Source organism: Comamonas brasiliensis (assembly GCF_018292285.1).
Lineage (GTDB): Bacteria > Pseudomonadota > Gammaproteobacteria > Burkholderiales > Burkholderiaceae_C > Comamonas > Comamonas brasiliensis.
Genome location: NZ_JAANES010000002.1, coordinates 484033 through 499979, shown reverse-complemented (window position 1 = coordinate 499979; position 15947 = coordinate 484033). Strand labels below are relative to the sequence as shown.

The following is a 15947-nucleotide window of genomic DNA, read 5'->3' as shown; positions in this document are numbered from 1 at the left end:
GCCGAGTCCGTGCTGCATCCCGTTTAGCAGCCAACAAGGATTACCTCCGTTGCACAGCTTTGGTGCAGGGCAGCGGATAATGAGAGTCTATGGAAACCAAATGGCTTGAAGATTTTGTCAGCCTTGCTGAAACCCGCAGTTTCAGCCGCTCGGCCCAGCTGCGCCACGTGACGCAGCCTGCGTTCTCGCGCCGCATCCAGGCGCTGGAGGCCTGGGCGGGCACGGATCTGGTCGACAGAAGCTCGTACCCGACGCGACTGACACCAGCAGGCAAGACCATGTACGAGCAGGCGCTGGAGATTCTGCAGTCCCTGCAGAGCACCCGGACCATGCTGCGTGCCCACGTCAGTGCCGGCAAGGGCATGGTGGGCTTTGCCGTGCCGCATACGCTGGCGTTCACGTTCTTTCCGAACTGGGTGTCGGCCGTGCATGAGAAGTTCGGCCCTTTCCGCAGCCGTCTGTTCGCCCTCAATGTGCATGATGCGGTGATGCGCCTCGTGGAAGGCGGCTGCGATCTGCTGATTGCCTACTACCACTCTTCCCAGCCTTTCCAGCTGGACCCATCGCGCTATGAAATGGTGAGCTTGGGGCATGAGGTGCTGGCTCCCTACTCCAAGCCCGACGAGAACGGCAACCCCATCTTTGCGCTGCCCGGCCGCCAGGGCCAGCCGCTGCCATACCTGGGCTATGCCGCCGGCGCCTACCTGGGCCGCGTGACGGAGCTGATCCTCAAGGAAGCGTCCGAGGCCGTGCACCTCGAGCGTGTCTATGAAACCGATATGGCCGAAGGCCTCAAGGCCATGGCGCTTGAAGGTCATGGCGTGGCCTTTTTGCCCTATAGCGCGGTGCGTGGCGAGCTGGAGTCCGGCCGTCTGGTGCGCGCCGTGCCCGAGGGCGTGACCGGTTTCCAGATGGACATGGAAGTGCGGGCCTATCGGGAAAAACCCACGGGCGATGCACCACAGGGAGGAGCTGCCGCGCTCTGGAACTTCCTCAAGGAGCAGGGCGAGATTGCGGGTGGCGAGGTCAAGGCTGTGTAACCCGACCGAGTGTTGCTTTTCTTCCAAAAGGGCCAATTGGCCCTTTTCTTGCTTGTGTGACCGGGTTTGAGTGATTTTGGGCGTTTTACTGGTGAAAACCCTAATGTTATGCATCGGGTAAATACTGAATATGCAAGTTGCGCATAAGGATTTTTGCCATCGGCATTGGCTTGTGAAATCACGAAAGCATTAGAGTTCGCAGCTTGCACAAAAAGAGGTGCTGCTTTGCAACACAAGATTGAGGCGGTGAGTAGGTGGTTGCCTTCCTGAATTCCCTACGGGAAAAGTCTTAGAAATGATTGCAATCCAGCCATCTTCATGACTGCACAATGTGTGCGGTACATTTGTTAACGCAACCTGTCCACCCTCACAAAGGGCGATGCGTTAAGGAGTGGCAAGCGTTTTTGGTCCTTACCAATAGGAGATCCGTATGAAGAAGCATTTGTTGGCCATCGCCGTAACCGCACTGGCAACTGGCACCGTGTTTGCACAGGCCAATGACACCCTGGCCAAGATCAAGTCCACCGGCAGCGTCACTCTGGGCGTGCGTGAGTCGTCCGGCCTGGGCTATACGCTGGGCAATGGCAAATATGTGGGCTTCCATACCGAAATGGGTGAGCGCATCCTCAAGGACATCCAGAAGCAACTGGGCCTGACAGCGCTGGAAGTGAAGTACCAGCCCGTGACCTCGCAAAACCGTATTCCTCTGGTGCAGAACGGCACCGTGGACATCGAATGCGGCTCCACCACCAACAACACGGCTCGTCAGAAGGACGCAGCCTTTGCCTTCACCACCTATGTGGAAGAAGTGCGCATCGCCACCCGTGCCAACTCGGGCATCACCGGCATCAAGGACCTGAACGGCAAGACCATCGTGACCACGACGGGCACCACTTCCGTGCAGACCCTGCGCAAGAACAAGCGCGCCGACGGCCTGACCTTCAAGGAAGTCATGGGCAAGGATCACGCCGACAGCTTCCTGATGCTGGAAACCGGCCGTGCCGACGCCTTCATCATGGACGGCTCCATCCTGGCCGCCAACATCTCCAAGTCCAAGGCCCCCAACGATTACAAAATCGTGGGTGAAGTGCTGTCGGTGGAACCCATTGCCTGCATGATGCGCAAGGACGATCCCGCCTTCAAGAAGGCCGTGGACGAATCCATCGTGCGTCAGATCAAGGATGGCTCCCTGACCAAGCTGTACGACAAGTGGTTCCTGCAGCCCATTCCTCCCAACAACGTGAAGGTGGGTCTGCCACTGTCGGCTGCCACCAAGGATGCGTGGGCTCACCCCAACGACAAGCCCATGGAAGCTTACGAAGTCAAGTAATCCCGCCCAATAGGTGTACCGCCCCTTCTGCCAAGCGGTTAGAAGGGGCTTTTTTGTTGCGAGGGCCGGTGTGAGCGTTTGCCCTCATAAACCAAGAATGAAAGAGGTGCTCGTATGAGTTGGGATTGGCAGGTGTTCTGTGAGGACACCATTACCCAAGAGGTCGGGCAGAGTTGTTTTGGCAAGAACGGTGACATCACCTATCTGGACTGGATGATGTCGGCCTGGGGCTGGACCGTGGCGGTGGCTTTGCTGTCGCTGGTCATTGCCCTGGTGCTGGGCGCAGTCATTGGTACCTTGCGTACCTTGCCCGACCGTCCGTGGATCGTGCGCCTGGGCAATGCCTGGGTGGAGTTGTTCCGCAATATTCCCTTGCTGGTCCAGGTGTTCATCTGGTATCACGTGGTTCCGGCCATCTTCCCTGCAATGAAGTCCCTGCCGGGCTTTGTGCTGGTGGTGTTTGCCATCGGTTTCTTCACCTCGGCGCGTATTGCCGAGCAGGTGCGATCCGGTATTCAGGCCCTGCCGCGAGGCCAGCGCTACGCCGGTATGGCCGTAGGTTTCACGACCTTCCAGACCTACCGCTATGTGCTGCTGCCGATGGCGTTTCGCATCATCATCCCGCCGCTGACCAGCGAGGCCATGAACGTGTTCAAGAACTCGTCCGTGGCATTTGCCGTGTCCGTGGCCGAGCTGACCATGTTCGCCATGCAGGCACAGGAAGAAACGGCGCGCGGCGTCGAGATCTATCTGGCTGTCACGGGTCTGTATGTGATTTCTGCCTTCATCATCAACCGCATCATGGCCTTCATCGAGAAGCGTTCTCGCGTTCCCGGCCTGATTGCAGCCAGCGGTGGAGGCCACTGATATGAATCTCAACCTCGACTGGTCGTTTTTCTCGTTGGAACTGTTCAGCAACTTTGTGCTGAAGGGGCTGTATTTCAGCGTGTTCCTGACGGTGGTCGCCACGCTGGGCGGCATCTTCTTCGGCACCTTGCTGGCGCTGATGCGCCTGTCGGGCAAGAAGTGGTTGGAGCTGCCCGCCACCATCTATGTCAACGGCATGCGCTCCATCCCGCTGGTGATGGTGATCCTGTGGTTCTTCCTGCTGATGCCCATGCTGATCGGCAAGCCCATCGGCGCGGAGACTTCGGCCATCATCACCTTCGTGGCCTTCGAAGCCGCATATTTCTCTGAAATCATGCGTGCCGGCATCCAGTCCATTCCACGTGGACAGGTGTTTGCGGGCCAGGCACTGGGCATGACCTATGGTCAGAACATGCGTCTGGTGGTGCTGCCTCAGGCCTTCCGAAACATGCTGCCCGTGCTGCTGACCCAGACCATCATCCTGTTTCAGGATACTTCGCTGGTCTATGCGATCGGCGCCTACGACATGCTCAAGGGCTTCGAAATTGCCGGCAAGAACTATGGCCGACCCATCGAGTCCTATCTGGCGGCTGCCGTGACCTATTTTGTGATCTGCTTTGCACTGTCTTGGTTCGTCAAGCGTCTGCACAAGAAGATCGCCATCATCCGTTAAGCCGGCTCCCTTTGAGGAATTGCAATGATTGAACTCAAGAACGTTTCCAAGTGGTACGGCAGCTTTCAGGTGCTGTCCGATTGCTCCACCAATATCAACAAGGGCGAGGTGGTGGTGGTGTGCGGCCCTTCGGGCTCTGGCAAGTCCACGCTGATCAAGACCATCAATGCGCTGGAGCCCTTCCAGAAGGGCGAGATCTTTGTGGACGGCACGGCCGTGCACGATCCCAAGACCGATCTGCCCAAGCTGCGCAGCCGCGTGGGCATGGTGTTCCAGCACTTTGAGCTGTTCCCTCATCTGTCGGTGACGGAGAACTTGACCATCGCGCAGATGAAGGTGCTGGGCCGCAGCGCGGCCGATGCCAAGACCCGTGGCCTCAAGATGCTGGACCGCGTGGGCCTGACCGCTCACAAGGACAAGTTCCCCGGTCAGCTCTCCGGTGGCCAGCAGCAGCGCGTGGCCATTGCGCGCGCTCTGTCCATGGATCCCATCGTGATGCTGTTCGACGAACCCACTTCGGCGCTGGACCCGGAAATGGTGGGCGAAGTGCTGGACGTGATGATGGGCCTGGCCAACGAAGGCATGACCATGATGTGCGTGACCCACGAAATGGGTTTTGCACGCAAGGTGGCCAGCCGTGTGATCTTCATGGACGTAGGCGGCAAGATCCTGGAAGACTGCAGCAAGGAAGAGTTTTTCGGCCATCCCGAAAACCGTCAGCCGCGTACCAAGGAATTTCTCAACAAGATCCTGCAGCATTGATGCCGCAGGCAAGCCGAAAAAAGGCGCTCCCAGGAGCGCCTTTTTTCATGGCCTCTCGCCAGACTCAGACTGAGTCGCTCAGCATTGCAGCACGCCGCGAGGCTCGCGCATCAGCGTGCTCTGACCAAACAGGCTTTGCACCAGATCCACCACCAGCTCCGCCGTCTGGTTGCGCAGGTCCAGTGCCGGATTCAGCTCCACGATGTCCAGCGATGCAAGGCGACCGGTGTCGGCAATCATTTCCATGCACAGTTGGGCCTCGCGGTAGGTGGGGCCGCCGCGTACCGGCGTTCCCGTGCCGGGGGCAATATCGGGGTCCAGGAAGTCCACGTCGAAACTCAGATGCAGATGGATGTCCCTGTCGTTGCGCCCCAGCAGGCTGACCAGGGAGCGGCGCATCACTTCACGCATGCCCAGCTCGTCGATGGCGCGCATGTCGTAGACCTCCAGCCCCAGCTCGCGAATCATGTGCTTCTCGCTCTCGTCCACGCTGCGCAGCCCGATCTGGCAGAACGATGAAGCGGGCAGGGCGGGAGTTGCCCCGGACAGCGCAGCCAGCTGCGCCGGCCCCAGTCCGCAGAGGCTTGAAACCGGCATGCCGTGCAGATTGCCCGTGGGCGAACTGTCGGGGGTGTTGCAGTCCGAATGGGCATCCAGCCAGAGCACGCGCAGCTGCTTGCCCGTGGCGCGGCAATGGCGGGCCACGGCGCTGATGGAGCCCGTGGCCAGCGTGTGGTCGCCGCCCAGCAGTATGGGCAGCCGGTTTTGCTGCAGCACCTGCAGTACCGCGTCATGGGCGATCTGGTTCCAGCTCAGGCATTCGGCCAGATTGCGCAGGCCCTGGGCATCGCGCGCGCCACGCGGATTGCCGGGGCCGGCCAGGTTGCCCAGATCGCTGACCTGCACGCCCAGTCGTTCAAGCGCCGGACCGAGCTGGGCCACGCGCAGTGCGTCGGGCCCCATGGCGGCGCCCAGGCGTGAAGCGCCGACATCGGTGGGCAGGCCTATCAGTGTGGACAAAGTGTGTGTCATAAGCCGCTCCGCTTCAGGCCGTTCTGCGCGCTGCAAGATTGATGATCTGAGGACTGGCTGCCTGTCTCACCATGGCAAACAAATCCTTGGGGTCGGCGAGTTCAGGCACCAGCTCGATCTGCGACAGCAGGCCCGCCTCGCCTGCCAGGCGGTGCATGGTGCGCAGCGCCGAGTAATCCTCCAGCGCGAAGCCCACGGAGTCGAACAAGGTGATCTGGGCATCCGATGTCCGGCCCGGCGCCAGCTTCTGCAGCACGCGCCACAGCTCGGTCACGGCAAAGTCGGCCGGCATCTGTTGCAGCTCGCCTTCGACGCGCGTCTGCGGCTCGTACTCGACGAAGACCTGCGCACGCTGCAGGGCGCTGGCATCGAACTCCGTCTTGCCGGGGCAGTCGCCGCCCACGGCATTGATATGCATGCCGGGCTCCAGCAGATGGCCGGGGATGATGGTGGCGCGGGTCTTGTCGGCGGTGGCGGTAGTCACGATGTCGGTGCCGGCCACGGCATCCCGCACGCTGGCGCAGACAATGGCCGTGGCGCAGAAGCCGGGCAGGAACGGCTGCAGGTTGCGCAGCAGCTTTTGCGAGGCGGCCGGGTCGATGTCGAACAGGCGCAGCTCGCGCACGCCCAGCAGTTCCATGAAGGCCAGTGCCTGAAATTCGCTTTGCGAGCCATTGCCGATCAGCGCCATGCTGCGGTTGCCTGCGCGTGCCAGATGGCGCGCTGCCATGGCCGATGTGGCTGCAGTGCGCAAGGCCGTGGTCAGCGTCAGCTCGCTGACAAAGCGCGGCATGCCGGTGGCGACATCGGCCAGCGCGCCGAAAGCCATCACCGTGGGCAGGCCCAGGCGCGGATTGTGCGGATGGCCGTTGACGTATTTGAAGGCGTAGTCCCGTGCATCGGCCACAGGCATCAGCTCGATCACGCCGCTGGCCGAATGGGCAGCCGTACGTGCGCTTTTGTCGAAGTCCTGCCAGCGGCCGAAATCGGCCTCCAGGGCTTCGCTGACCAGGCGCAGCACCTGGGTGATGCCGATGCGCGCGACCAGCCGGGCAGCGTCGCTGGCGCTGAGAAAGTCGGTGCGCAATGGTGTGTTGGCCAGAGCTTGAGGAACAGACATAAGACCTCCTCCTTGGCTTCATTTTTGAGGATTTTTGCGCCAAATGCCAGAGAGAAGAGCCTGTGACCGCCGTGGGAGCGCTGCTCTTGCGGGGTCGGGTGCGGCCTTGCCGTCAGGGAAGATGGGACAATATCGGCCATGACTCAGACCATCACGATTACCCGCCCCGATGATTGGCACTTGCATGTGCGCGATGGCGATGCCATGCGCTGCGTGGTGCCGCACACTGCCCGCCAGATGGGCCGTGCCATCATCATGCCCAACCTCAAGCCCCCGGTCACCACGGCGGAGATGGCAGCGGACTACCGCGCCCGCATTCTGTCGGCCGTGCCTGCAGGCAGCCGGTTCCAGCCGCTGATGACGCTGTATCTGACGGACAACCTGGGCCCCGAGGAAATCGTGCGAGCCAAGGCGGCCGGCGTGGTGGCCTGCAAGCTGTACCCCGCAGGGGCCACGACCAATTCCGACCATGGCGTGACCGATCTGCGCAAGATCTACCCGACGCTGCAGGCCATGCAGCGCGAAGGCCTGGTGCTACTGGTGCACGGTGAAGTGACCGATCAGAGCATCGACCTGTTCGACCGCGAGGCCGTGTTCATCGAGCAGCAGCTCAAGCCTCTGCGCAAGGATTTCCCCGAGCTCAAGATCGTCATGGAGCATGTGACGACCAAGGAAGCCGCCGAGTACGTGGCCGCTGCCGACGATTTTCTGGCGGCCACCATCACGCCCCAGCATTTGCTGTTCAACCGCAATGCCATCTTCCTGGGCGGCGTGCGCCCGCACTTCTATTGCCTGCCGGTCCTCAAGCGCGAAACCCATCGCCTGGCACTGGTGCAGGCCGCCACCAGCGGCAGCAGCAAGTTCTTCCTGGGCACGGACAGCGCTCCCCATGCCGCGCACCTGAAGGAAGCCGCGACCGGCTGCGCCGGCTGCTACAGCGCCCACGCCGCCATCGAGATGTATGCGGAGGTGTTTGACGGCGTTGGCGCCCTGGACAAGCTGGAAGCCTTTGCCTCCTTCAACGGCGCCGATTTCTACGGCCTGCCCCGCAACACCGACACCATCACCCTGGTCAAGGAAAGCTGGACACCTCCCGTGAGCTTTGAATACGGCGAAGGTGCGCAGCTCAAGCCCCTGCGCTTTGGCGAAGCATTGCCCTGGAAGATGCTGGATTAAAAACAGTAGCTGCAAGCGCCTGTGTTCACTTGAATTAAAGGTGTTTTCGGTCTGAAATCAAGAAAGGAGTTGCGCAAGCTGCTCCTTTTTTAATTTGGCTTTACGCAAGGCCTCGGTTAGGCTTGGCCAAACAGCGCTCAGGAGATTGCATGCCCAACGATGTCCAGCCCAGGATTGCCTTGCTGATCGATGCGGACAACGCGCCCGCGGAGATGATTGACGAGATATTGACCGAGCTGTCCACCTTCGGCCTGATCAATATCCGCCGTGCCTATGGCAACTGGACCAAGGCCGGTCTGCATGGCTGGCAGAGCAAGCTGCTCGAATATGCCGTGCGGCCCATGCAGCAGTTCGATTACTCCAAGGGCAAGAACGCGACCGACATGGCCATGACGGTGGATGCCATGGAGCTGCTCTATACCGAAAAGCCCGATGCCTTCGGAATCGTCTCGTCAGATGCCGACTTCACCCCGCTGGTCATGCATTTGCGCGCCAAGGGCGCTGCTGTCTATGGATTCGGGGCCGAGCAGACGCCCAGGGCTTTTGTCAACGCCTGCTCGCGCTTTCTGTATTTCGATGCGCTCAAGGAGCTGGGCGACGGCATTGTCAGCCGCAGCGAACGCCGCGAGGCTCTGGAAGCCGAAGCCGTACCGCGTGCCGTTCCCGCGGCAAGCCAGCCGCAGGGATCGAGCCCCAACGCCGGCAATGGCCGGGTGGCTGGCGGCACCGGTGTGGCCGCACCGGCCTGCACCACGCTGCGCGTGCCCTCGCACATGCTCAAGGAAGACAGGCAGCTCATTGCCATGCTCCGCGATGCCGTCAAGGCGACGCAGGACGAGGCCGGCTGGGCGCGTGTGGCGGCGGTGGGCACGCATATCGGCAACAAGCTGTCCTTCGATGCACGCAACTATGGCTATGCATCGCTGACCAAGCTCATGGCCGCGACCCAGGTGTTCGAGCTGCGCGACGAAGGCACGGCCCGCGTCGCAGTGCGCGATCTGCGTGGTCTGCAGCCTTGATGCAGCCCGCTGCAATGCAGACGGTAGATTGGGCCATTGACTGGCAGCCGCCCTGGCTGGCCCCGCTGCAGGTGTTGGGCCGCCAAGTGCATGACCGGGTGCTGGACGGCGCCGGCGTGGCCCGGGCCTTGCAGGAGGTGGCTGCCGCCCACGGACTGCTGCCGGGCTGGCAGTTCGTCGATCAGCTGCAGCTGCCTGCCGGCCAAGCCTATGAGGCATTTATCCACAGCCGGCGCTGCATTCCCACACGCGACAATCTGCATGATTTCTTCAACGGCCTGATCTGGCTGCACTGGCCGCTGCTCAAGCAGCGGCTCAATGCATTGCAGGCGGCCGAGATCGCACGCCAGGGCGTGGGTGCGCAGCGCGGGCGCCTGCGCGACTCGATCACGGTGCTGGACGAGAACGGCGGCCTGCTGCTGGCGCCTCAGGCTCTGTGCGATGCGCTGCGCGACAAGCGCTGGCAGGAGCTGTTCGTGGGCCGGCGGGCGCTGTGGCAGCAGGCGCGCTTCCTGCCCATAGGCCATGCCCTGCTGGAAAAGCTGGTCCAGCCGCGCAAGGCCATCACGGCGCATGTGATCTGTGTACCGACTGAGCAGGCGCCGCGCCTGGCGTCGCCGGTCGAGGCCGATGGCTGGTTGTGCGAACAGCTGCGCACACAGGCTTGCAATCTGGCCGACAAGCCCTATCTACCAATTCCCATATTGGGAATCCCGGACTGGTGCCTGCAAAACCAGAACTTTTCCTTCTATGATGACTCTCTAGTTTTCCGAGCCCCACGTACCGCACAAACAACACAACAACGGGTACCGCCAGAAAGAGAACTGGCTTGATGCGCATTCGCCCTGCACAGGCGGTGCCTCAAGGGTTCTGGTCATTTTGTCCCCTGTGTGGAGTACACCCTCGATGAAACGTATTGCCTTATTTCTACTGACCAATATCGCCGTGGTGGCGGTATTGGGCATTGTCGCCAGCTTGCTGGGCGTCAACCGCTACCTCACTGCCAACGGCCTCAATCTGGGCGCCCTGCTGGGCTTTGCCTTCATCATGGGCTTTGGCGGCGCCATCATCTCGCTGCTGATCTCCAAGCCCATGGCCAAGTGGACATCGGGCGTGCAGGTCATCAACGAGCCGCGCAATGCCGATGAGGCCTGGATCGTCAACACCGTGCGCGGCTTTGCCGAGAAGGCCGGCATCGGCATGCCCGAAGTCGGCATCTATGAGGGCGAGCCCAACGCCTTTGCGACCGGCGCCTTCAAGAACTCGGCCCTGGTGGCGGTGTCCACCGGTCTGCTCGAAGGCATGACGCGTGAAGAGGTCGAGGCCGTGATCGGTCACGAAGTGGCCCACATCGCCAATGGCGACATGGTCACCATGACGCTGATCCAGGGCGTGATGAACACCTTTGTGGTCTTCCTCTCGCGTGTGATCGGCTATGCGGTCGACTCCTTTCTGCGCCGCAACGATGAGCAAAGCTCGGGCCCCGGCATCGGCTACATGATCACCACCGTGGTGCTGGATATCTTGCTGGGCTTTGTCGCCGCCATCATCGTGGCCTGGTTCTCGCGTCAGCGCGAGTTCCGTGCTGACGCGGGTGCCGCACAGCTCATGGGTCGCAAGCAGCCCATGATGAATGCGCTGGCCCGCCTGGGCGGCATGCATCCGGGCGAGCTGCCCAAGAGCGTGGCGGCCATGGGCATTGCCGGCGGCATCGGCCAGCTGTTCTCCACCCACCCGCCCATCGAGCAGCGCATTGCTGCACTGCAAAACGCCCGTTAAGCTTACACATGTGTAAACGGCAGTAGCCGGTCTTTACCGCTGCTTCACAAGCCCCTGTCAACAACCGGCAGGGGCTTTTGCGTTGTAAGAGCATATACATGTCCCCGGACTTTCAGGAGTTGTGATGTCCTTCATCTCTCAAACCATGACCCGCCGCCTGCTGCCGGTCTTGCTGCTGGGCGGCTCCGCTGCCCTGCTTACTGGCTGTGTGGTGGCCCCGGCCTATCCGGCTTATGGAACCGAGGTGGTTGCGGGCGACGTCTATGCACCCATGGCCCCGCCTCCCCTGATCAACGAGGTGATCCCGGTGGCTCCCTCGCCGGCCTATGTCTGGATCGGCGGCTCCTGGGGCTGGGGCGGCGGACGCTACAACTGGCGTCCCGGTCGCTGGGCCATGCCGCCACGTCCCGGTTACGGATGGCATGAAGGGGGCTGGAACCATGGCCCTGGAGGCTGGCATCATGGCGGTGGCCATTGGGGGCCGCGCCGCTGAGGGCGTCCGCTAGGTGACAAGAAATGGCACAAGCCCGCTAGGCGGGCCACGCCGGCATCGCTAGAGTCGGATGCAGGAGGTTTGCCGTGAATCCTGCTCTTGTCACCCGCCGCGAAGGCGCTGTTCTCGTTCTCTCCAACAACAACCAGGCCGCGCGCAATGCGCTGTCGCCCGAGTATTACCACGCGGTCATGGAAGCGTTGCGTACGGCCGGCACCGATGCCTCGGTGGCCGCCGTGATCCTCACGGGCGAGGGCGGTCATTTCTGCGCTGGCGGCGATCTGAACCAGCTGGCAACGCGGCGCGAGATGCCGCTGGCCGAACGCCGTATCAGGCTCGAGGATCTCAACCATCTGATGCGTGCCATACGCGACTGCCCCAAGCCCGTGATTGCGGCGGTGGAAGGTGCCGCCGCAGGTGCGGGCCTGTCTCTGGCAATGGCTTGCGACATGCTGGTGGCGGCAAGGTCTGCGGTTTTCTCGGTGGCCTATGTGAAGGTCGGCCTCACCCCCGACGGCGGCGCGACCTCGTTTCTGGCTGAGTTCATGTCCCGTCAGTTGTTGACCGAGCTCTGCCTGACGGGTGAGCGCATCAGCGGTGAGCGCATGCATGCGTATGGCTGCGTCAACCGCTTGACGGAGCCGGGTCAGGCACTGGCCCAAGCGCTGGAACTGGCGCGGCAACTGGCCCAGGGGCCCGAGGTGGCGACCGCGCGTATCAAGGCACTGTGCCGGGTGGCTCACAGCCACAGCCTGGAGCAGCAGCTGGCGCTGGAGGCTGACTACATGGTCGAGGCCCAGGGCAGCGAGGAGTCCCGCGAAGGCATTGCGGCCTTTCTGGAAAAGCGTGCGCCCGACTTTGCCAGGCTGCGCGGAGCCTGATGGAGCGCTCCTGGCGACCTAGCGAACCGTGTAGTTGAGCTGGAACATCACGCCGGCATTGCCCAGCACATTGATCTGGGCTCCCCAGTTCCGGTTGAAGTCATAGCCCACGGCCGGAATGGCCGTGATGCCCCAGCCATGCCGGTTGTTGAACGGGATCTTCTTGTTGTACGGAAACTTGTAGCCGTGAATGATGCCGCCCGTAACCTTGAAGAAAAGGCCTGGCACGCTGTCGAAGGGCCTGAAGCGCCAGCCATAGTAGGCGTACTGGCTGGGCTGACCGAATGAATTCTTGAAATAGGCAAAGCCTGCGATATGGCGTTCGTCCAGCTCCTTCTCGGCCTGGATCAGCCAGACATAGGCATGCTTTTGTTCGTCAGGCTCGAAATCGTTTTCCTTTTTGGCATCGGAGAAATGCCAGTCCAGGGGGGCGTAGCCAAACATCCAGCCCGACAGCGCAGAGGGCTTGTCGGCGGCAGTGGAATCACTGGTTTGAGCGCTGGCACTGGCGGCAGCCAGCCAGCAGGCCAGTCCCAGGGTTACAGAGGCAGGTGCGAGTCGCAGAGGTTTCATGGTGACGCTTGGCGTGCGATGAAGTCCCCAGCGTACCGATGCCGAGCCTGGCGCAATGTCAGTCAGCGTCCAAAAACTTGTAAGAGCCATGACCTGCGGTGTGCTCGCGCCCCTCAAAGGCAGCCAGCCGGGGCTGGCATGCCTCGCGAGCAACGAGAGGCAGGCCGCGTGGCTTACAGGGCGCCGCCCGAGCCGCGTGCGCCCGAGGAGGGGACTGCCACGCCGAGAATCGCCGCAGCCACGGCCTCGCCGACCTTGATGCCGTCCACACCGGCCGACAGAATGCCGCCCGCGTAACTGGCACCTTCGCCGGCCGGGTACAGACCGCGCGTGTTGTCGCTCTGGAAGTCGGCGCCGCGGCCGATCTTGACCGGGGACGAGGTGCGGGTTTCCACGCCGGTCAGCACGGCATCCTTCATGTCGTAGCCGCGAATCTTCTTGCCAAAGGCGGGCAGGGCCTCGCGCATGGCTTCGATCGCATAGGCGGGCAGGGCCTGGTGCAGATCGCCGAGGCTGATGCCGGGCTTGTAGGAAGGCTGAACTTCGCCAAATTCGGTGGATGGCTTGCCCGTCACAAAGTCGCCCACGAGCTGGCCGGGCGCACTGTAGTTCTGGCCGCCGAGCACATAGGCTTTGGACTCCAGTTGGCGCTGCAGCACAATGCCGGAGAGCGGGTGATGCTCGCCTTTTTGCAGCTTTTCGACGCCAAAGGTCTTGCCGTCAAAGGCCCAGGCAAAGCTCTCGGCGTCTTGAGGGTAGTCCTCGGGGCTGATGGCGCAGACCATGCCGGCATTGGCATTGCGCTCGGCGCGCGAATACTGGCTCATGCCGTTGGTGACGACGCGCCCGGGTTCACTGGTCGCGGCCACCACGGTGCCGCCCGGGCACATGCAGAAGCTGTAGACGGCGCGGCCGTTTTTGGCATGGTGCACCAGCTTGTAGTCGGCGGCGCCCAGCAGCGGATGGCCGGCATCCTTGCCCCAGCGGGCGCGGTCGATCACGCTTTGCGGATGTTCGATGCGAAAGCCCACGGAGAAGGGCTTGGCCTCCATGGCCACGCCGCGCTCGTAGAACATGGCAAAAGTGTCGCGCGAGCTGTGGCCCAGAGCCATCACGGCATGATGGGTCGGCAGTGCATAGCTTTGGCCCGTGGCCTGGTCGAGCACCTGCAGGCCGACCAGTTGGCGCTGGCCGTCGACCTCTTCGATCTGCACATCGGTCACGCGCTGCTCGAAGCGGATTTCGCCGCCCAGGCGCACGATTTCCTCGCGAATGCCTTCGACCAGCTTGACCAGCTTGAAAGTGCCGATATGGGGGTGAGCCGCGTAGAGAATTTCGGGCGGTGCACCATAGGTCACGAACTCGGTCAGTACCTTGCGGCCCAGATGGCGCGGGTCCTTGATCTGGCTGTAGAGCTTGCCGTCTGAGAAGGTGCCGGCGCCGCCTTCACCGTACTGCACATTGGACTCGGGCGTCAGCTCGCGCTTGCGCCACAGGCGCCAGGTGTCCTTGGTGCGCTCGCGCACGGTCTTGCCGCGCTCCAGCACGATGGGCCTGAAGCCCATCTGGGCCAGCACCAGCCCGGCAAACATGCCGCAGGGGCCAAAGCCCACGACCACGGGGCGCTCGTCCAGATCGGCCGGGGCCTGGCCCACGGGCTGCCAGCTCATGTCTGGCGTCGGGTTGACATGGGGATGGTCGGCAAACTGCGTCAGCAGCGCGGCCTCCTGGCCCTCGTCGGCCAGCGTGATATCGACGATGTAGACGGCCAGCAACTCGGCCTTGCGCGCATCGAAGCTGCGCTTGTGCACATGCAGCTTGGCAATGGCGGAGGATGGAATGCCCAGACGCTCGGCCGCGAGCTGGGTGAGCTGGTCCGTGGGCTGATATTCGGTGTGGTTCTCGGGGTGGTATTCAACCGCCGAGAGAGGGAGTTTGAGTTCTGCGATCCGGATCATGGCTTGTACCTATCAAGCAAGGGTCTGGATGGTAAGCCAAAGCCTTTGGGCCGGCTTGGCGCCGGCGGGGTGACCTTGGCGTCTGATCGGTGAAACTATCAAAAACAGTAGCGCATAACGCTTTATAGAAAAGGCATGAAAAGCATTTTTGTATAGCATCGGTAAAGATGAGGCAGGCGCTGACTGCGTTGGCGGCTGTGGCGCTAGCATGGTGCGATTCACAGACGAGTCCTTATCGCCCATGACCCAGCCGCACTCCTCATCCGAAACGCTTGTACCGGCCGCGTGCGCAACCTCGCGCAGAAGCTGGCTGCGGCAATCCGCAGCCCTGCTGGGGGCGCTTCCCTTCATGCCATTGCCCGGTCGTGCCGCGCCCGCCGCAATCGGTTCGGCAGCAGCGCCGGCCACGGCCGGCGCGGCGAAGGCCGCTGCTCCCTGGCTCGGCGGCGGTACCAAGGCCATCACCGCTGCCGTGCGCGGCATCAATCCATTTGCTGCGGCCGGGCTGGCGGGCGGTTGCCGCCTGACCTGCGAGGCCACCATCGGCCCTTGCCACACGCTGTCGCCCGAGCGCATGGATGTCAGCGATGGCTGGGATGGCCTGCCGCTGCATATGCAGATTCGCGTGGTCAACGAGCGCTGCGAGCCGGTGGCGGGCACGATTGTGGAGATCTGGCATACCAATCACACGGGCGGTTACTCCGGCCAGATTCACCGCATGTGCAACAACGATGCCGCCGATGTGAACAAGAAGTTCTTTCGCGGCTATCAGCGCACCGACGGCAATGGCGTGGCGCGCTTCGACAGCTGCTACCCCGGCTGGTATCGCGGCCGTGCCGTGCATGTGCACTTTCGCATTCTGCAAGGCAGCTACGACCCGGCGGACAGCGCTGCATCGTGGCTGACCAGCCAGCTGTTGTTCAGCGATGCGCTCAACAGCGAGATCTTTGCGCAGGCACCGCTTTACAAGGACAAGGGCCAGCCCGATACCCGCCTGGATGTGGACAACGTGCTCGGGCAGGAGCCGGACAAGACGCCTTATGTCTTCGATGTGCAGAACCTGGGTGGGGTGATGCTGGCATCGAAGACCGTGGTGGTGCGCAGCGACAGTGCCGACAAGCTCTGCCAGGTCAAGGGCTCCATGCCGCCAGGCGGCCCGGGTGGGCCAGGAGGTCCGGGGCGGCCCGGCGGCATGCGGCCGCCGCGCCCGGGCATGATGCCGCCACCTCCGCCCGGCACCTGAA

General features: G+C 62.5%; 16 protein-coding genes. 12 read left to right on the top strand and 4 right to left on the bottom strand.

What is annotated here, in order from left to right; all coding sequences use genetic code 11:
* Positions 1-89 precede the first annotated feature (89 nt).
* The 5 genes from DJFAAGMI_RS10695 to DJFAAGMI_RS10675 all read left to right on the top strand — a co-directional run bounded on the left by DJFAAGMI_RS10695 (position 90) and on the right by DJFAAGMI_RS10675 (position 4672).
* Entirely contained in the window at positions 90-1040 is a 951-nt protein-coding gene (locus tag DJFAAGMI_RS10695; RefSeq protein WP_003051111.1) for a LysR substrate-binding domain-containing protein, read from the top strand.
* Positions 1041-1470: 430 nt separating this feature from the next.
* The gene (locus DJFAAGMI_RS10690; protein WP_003051113.1) at positions 1471-2370 is read left to right on the top strand and encodes a transporter substrate-binding domain-containing protein; all 900 of its coding nucleotides are present in this window, start codon (positions 1471-1473) and stop codon (positions 2368-2370) included.
* A 114-nt stretch (positions 2371-2484) separates the two neighbouring features.
* Positions 2485-3237, top strand: coding sequence for an amino acid ABC transporter permease (locus tag DJFAAGMI_RS10685; protein WP_043008634.1), 753 nt, complete (start codon positions 2485-2487; stop codon positions 3235-3237).
* 1 nt (position 3238) lies between these two features.
* The gene (locus tag DJFAAGMI_RS10680) at positions 3239-3910 is read left to right on the top strand and encodes an amino acid ABC transporter permease (protein WP_043008631.1); all 672 of its coding nucleotides are present in this window, start codon (positions 3239-3241) and stop codon (positions 3908-3910) included.
* 24 nt (positions 3911-3934) lie between these two features.
* The gene (locus DJFAAGMI_RS10675) at positions 3935-4672 is read left to right on the top strand and encodes an amino acid ABC transporter ATP-binding protein (RefSeq protein WP_003051120.1); all 738 of its coding nucleotides are present in this window, start codon (positions 3935-3937) and stop codon (positions 4670-4672) included.
* 78 nt (positions 4673-4750) lie between these two features.
* Here DJFAAGMI_RS10675 and rocF read toward each other — a convergent pair whose 3' ends face one another.
* A complete protein-coding gene (gene rocF, locus DJFAAGMI_RS10670) occupies positions 4751-5704 on the bottom strand; it encodes an arginase (RefSeq protein ID WP_211457124.1) in 954 nt (317 codons plus the stop codon).
* 13 nt (positions 5705-5717) lie between these two features.
* Positions 5718-6824 carry an ornithine cyclodeaminase gene (locus DJFAAGMI_RS10665; RefSeq protein WP_211457122.1) on the bottom strand — a complete coding sequence of 369 codons (1107 nt, stop codon included), beginning with the start codon at positions 6822-6824 and terminating at the stop codon, positions 5718-5720.
* Positions 6825-6953: 129 nt separating this feature from the next.
* Between DJFAAGMI_RS10665 and pyrC the strand changes: the two genes are divergently transcribed.
* The 6 genes from pyrC to DJFAAGMI_RS10635 all read left to right on the top strand — a co-directional run bounded on the left by pyrC (position 6954) and on the right by DJFAAGMI_RS10635 (position 12172).
* Complete coding sequence (gene pyrC / locus DJFAAGMI_RS10660; protein WP_043008166.1) at positions 6954-8000, top strand: dihydroorotase; 1047 nt, start codon at positions 6954-6956, stop codon at positions 7998-8000.
* A 149-nt stretch (positions 8001-8149) separates the two neighbouring features.
* The gene (locus DJFAAGMI_RS10655; RefSeq protein WP_211457121.1) at positions 8150-9019 is read left to right on the top strand and encodes an NYN domain-containing protein; all 870 of its coding nucleotides are present in this window, start codon (positions 8150-8152) and stop codon (positions 9017-9019) included.
* Positions 9020-9033: 14 nt separating this feature from the next.
* A complete protein-coding gene (locus tag DJFAAGMI_RS10650) occupies positions 9034-9852 on the top strand; it encodes a DUF3025 domain-containing protein (protein ID WP_211457120.1) in 819 nt (272 codons plus the stop codon).
* Positions 9853-9925: 73 nt separating this feature from the next.
* Complete coding sequence (gene htpX / locus DJFAAGMI_RS10645) at positions 9926-10798, top strand: protease HtpX (protein WP_003051126.1); 873 nt, start codon at positions 9926-9928, stop codon at positions 10796-10798.
* A 124-nt stretch (positions 10799-10922) separates the two neighbouring features.
* A complete protein-coding gene (locus DJFAAGMI_RS10640; protein WP_003068115.1) occupies positions 10923-11291 on the top strand; it encodes a YXWGXW repeat-containing protein in 369 nt (122 codons plus the stop codon).
* An 86-nt stretch (positions 11292-11377) separates the two neighbouring features.
* Entirely contained in the window at positions 11378-12172 is a 795-nt protein-coding gene (locus tag DJFAAGMI_RS10635) for an oxepin-CoA hydrolase, alternative type (RefSeq protein ID WP_211457119.1), read from the top strand.
* Positions 12173-12190: 18 nt separating this feature from the next.
* On the opposite strand, the gene DJFAAGMI_RS10630 is transcribed toward DJFAAGMI_RS10635, so the two are convergent.
* On the bottom strand, positions 12191-12745 hold the full coding sequence (locus DJFAAGMI_RS10630) for a hypothetical protein (protein WP_211457118.1): 555 nt from the start codon (positions 12743-12745) through the stop codon (positions 12191-12193).
* Positions 12746-12918: 173 nt separating this feature from the next.
* The gene (locus tag DJFAAGMI_RS10625; RefSeq protein ID WP_211457117.1) at positions 12919-14703 is read right to left on the bottom strand and encodes an NAD(P)/FAD-dependent oxidoreductase; all 1785 of its coding nucleotides are present in this window, start codon (positions 14701-14703) and stop codon (positions 12919-12921) included.
* A gap of 208 nt (positions 14704-14911) precedes the next feature.
* On the opposite strand from DJFAAGMI_RS10625, the gene DJFAAGMI_RS10620 reads away from it, so the two are divergent.
* Positions 14912-15946 (top strand): dioxygenase family protein, encoded by a 1035-nt coding sequence (locus tag DJFAAGMI_RS10620; RefSeq protein ID WP_211457116.1) that lies wholly within the window; start codon positions 14912-14914, stop codon positions 15944-15946.
* Position 15947 lies beyond the last annotated feature (1 nt).

Bases quoted from the DNA above. Each gene is read 5' to 3' on its own strand.
- DJFAAGMI_RS10695 (WP_003051111.1), top strand. From the start codon at position 90: ATGGAAACCAAATGGCTTGAAGATTTTGTCAGCCTTGCTGAAACCCGC.
- DJFAAGMI_RS10690 (WP_003051113.1), top strand. From the start codon at position 1,471: ATGAAGAAGCATTTGTTGGCCATCGCCGTAACCGCACTGGCAACTGGC.
- DJFAAGMI_RS10685 (WP_043008634.1), top strand. From the start codon at position 2,485: ATGAGTTGGGATTGGCAGGTGTTCTGTGAGGACACCATTACCCAAGAG.
- DJFAAGMI_RS10680 (WP_043008631.1), top strand. From the start codon at position 3,239: ATGAATCTCAACCTCGACTGGTCGTTTTTCTCGTTGGAACTGTTCAGC.
- DJFAAGMI_RS10675 (WP_003051120.1), top strand. From the start codon at position 3,935: ATGATTGAACTCAAGAACGTTTCCAAGTGGTACGGCAGCTTTCAGGTG.
- rocF (WP_211457124.1), bottom strand. From the start codon at position 5,704: ATGACACACACTTTGTCCACACTGATAGGCCTGCCCACCGATGTCGGC.
- DJFAAGMI_RS10665 (WP_211457122.1), bottom strand. From the start codon at position 6,824: ATGTCTGTTCCTCAAGCTCTGGCCAACACACCATTGCGCACCGACTTT.
- DJFAAGMI_RS10655 (WP_211457121.1), top strand. From the start codon at position 8,150: ATGCCCAACGATGTCCAGCCCAGGATTGCCTTGCTGATCGATGCGGAC.
- DJFAAGMI_RS10650 (WP_211457120.1), top strand. From the start codon at position 9,034: ATGCAGACGGTAGATTGGGCCATTGACTGGCAGCCGCCCTGGCTGGCC.
- htpX (WP_003051126.1), top strand. From the start codon at position 9,926: ATGAAACGTATTGCCTTATTTCTACTGACCAATATCGCCGTGGTGGCG.
- DJFAAGMI_RS10640 (WP_003068115.1), top strand. From the start codon at position 10,923: ATGTCCTTCATCTCTCAAACCATGACCCGCCGCCTGCTGCCGGTCTTG.
- DJFAAGMI_RS10630 (WP_211457118.1), bottom strand. From the start codon at position 12,745: ATGAAACCTCTGCGACTCGCACCTGCCTCTGTAACCCTGGGACTGGCC.
- DJFAAGMI_RS10625 (WP_211457117.1), bottom strand. From the start codon at position 14,703: ATGATCCGGATCGCAGAACTCAAACTCCCTCTCTCGGCGGTTGAATAC.
- DJFAAGMI_RS10620 (WP_211457116.1), top strand. From the start codon at position 14,912: ATGGTGCGATTCACAGACGAGTCCTTATCGCCCATGACCCAGCCGCAC.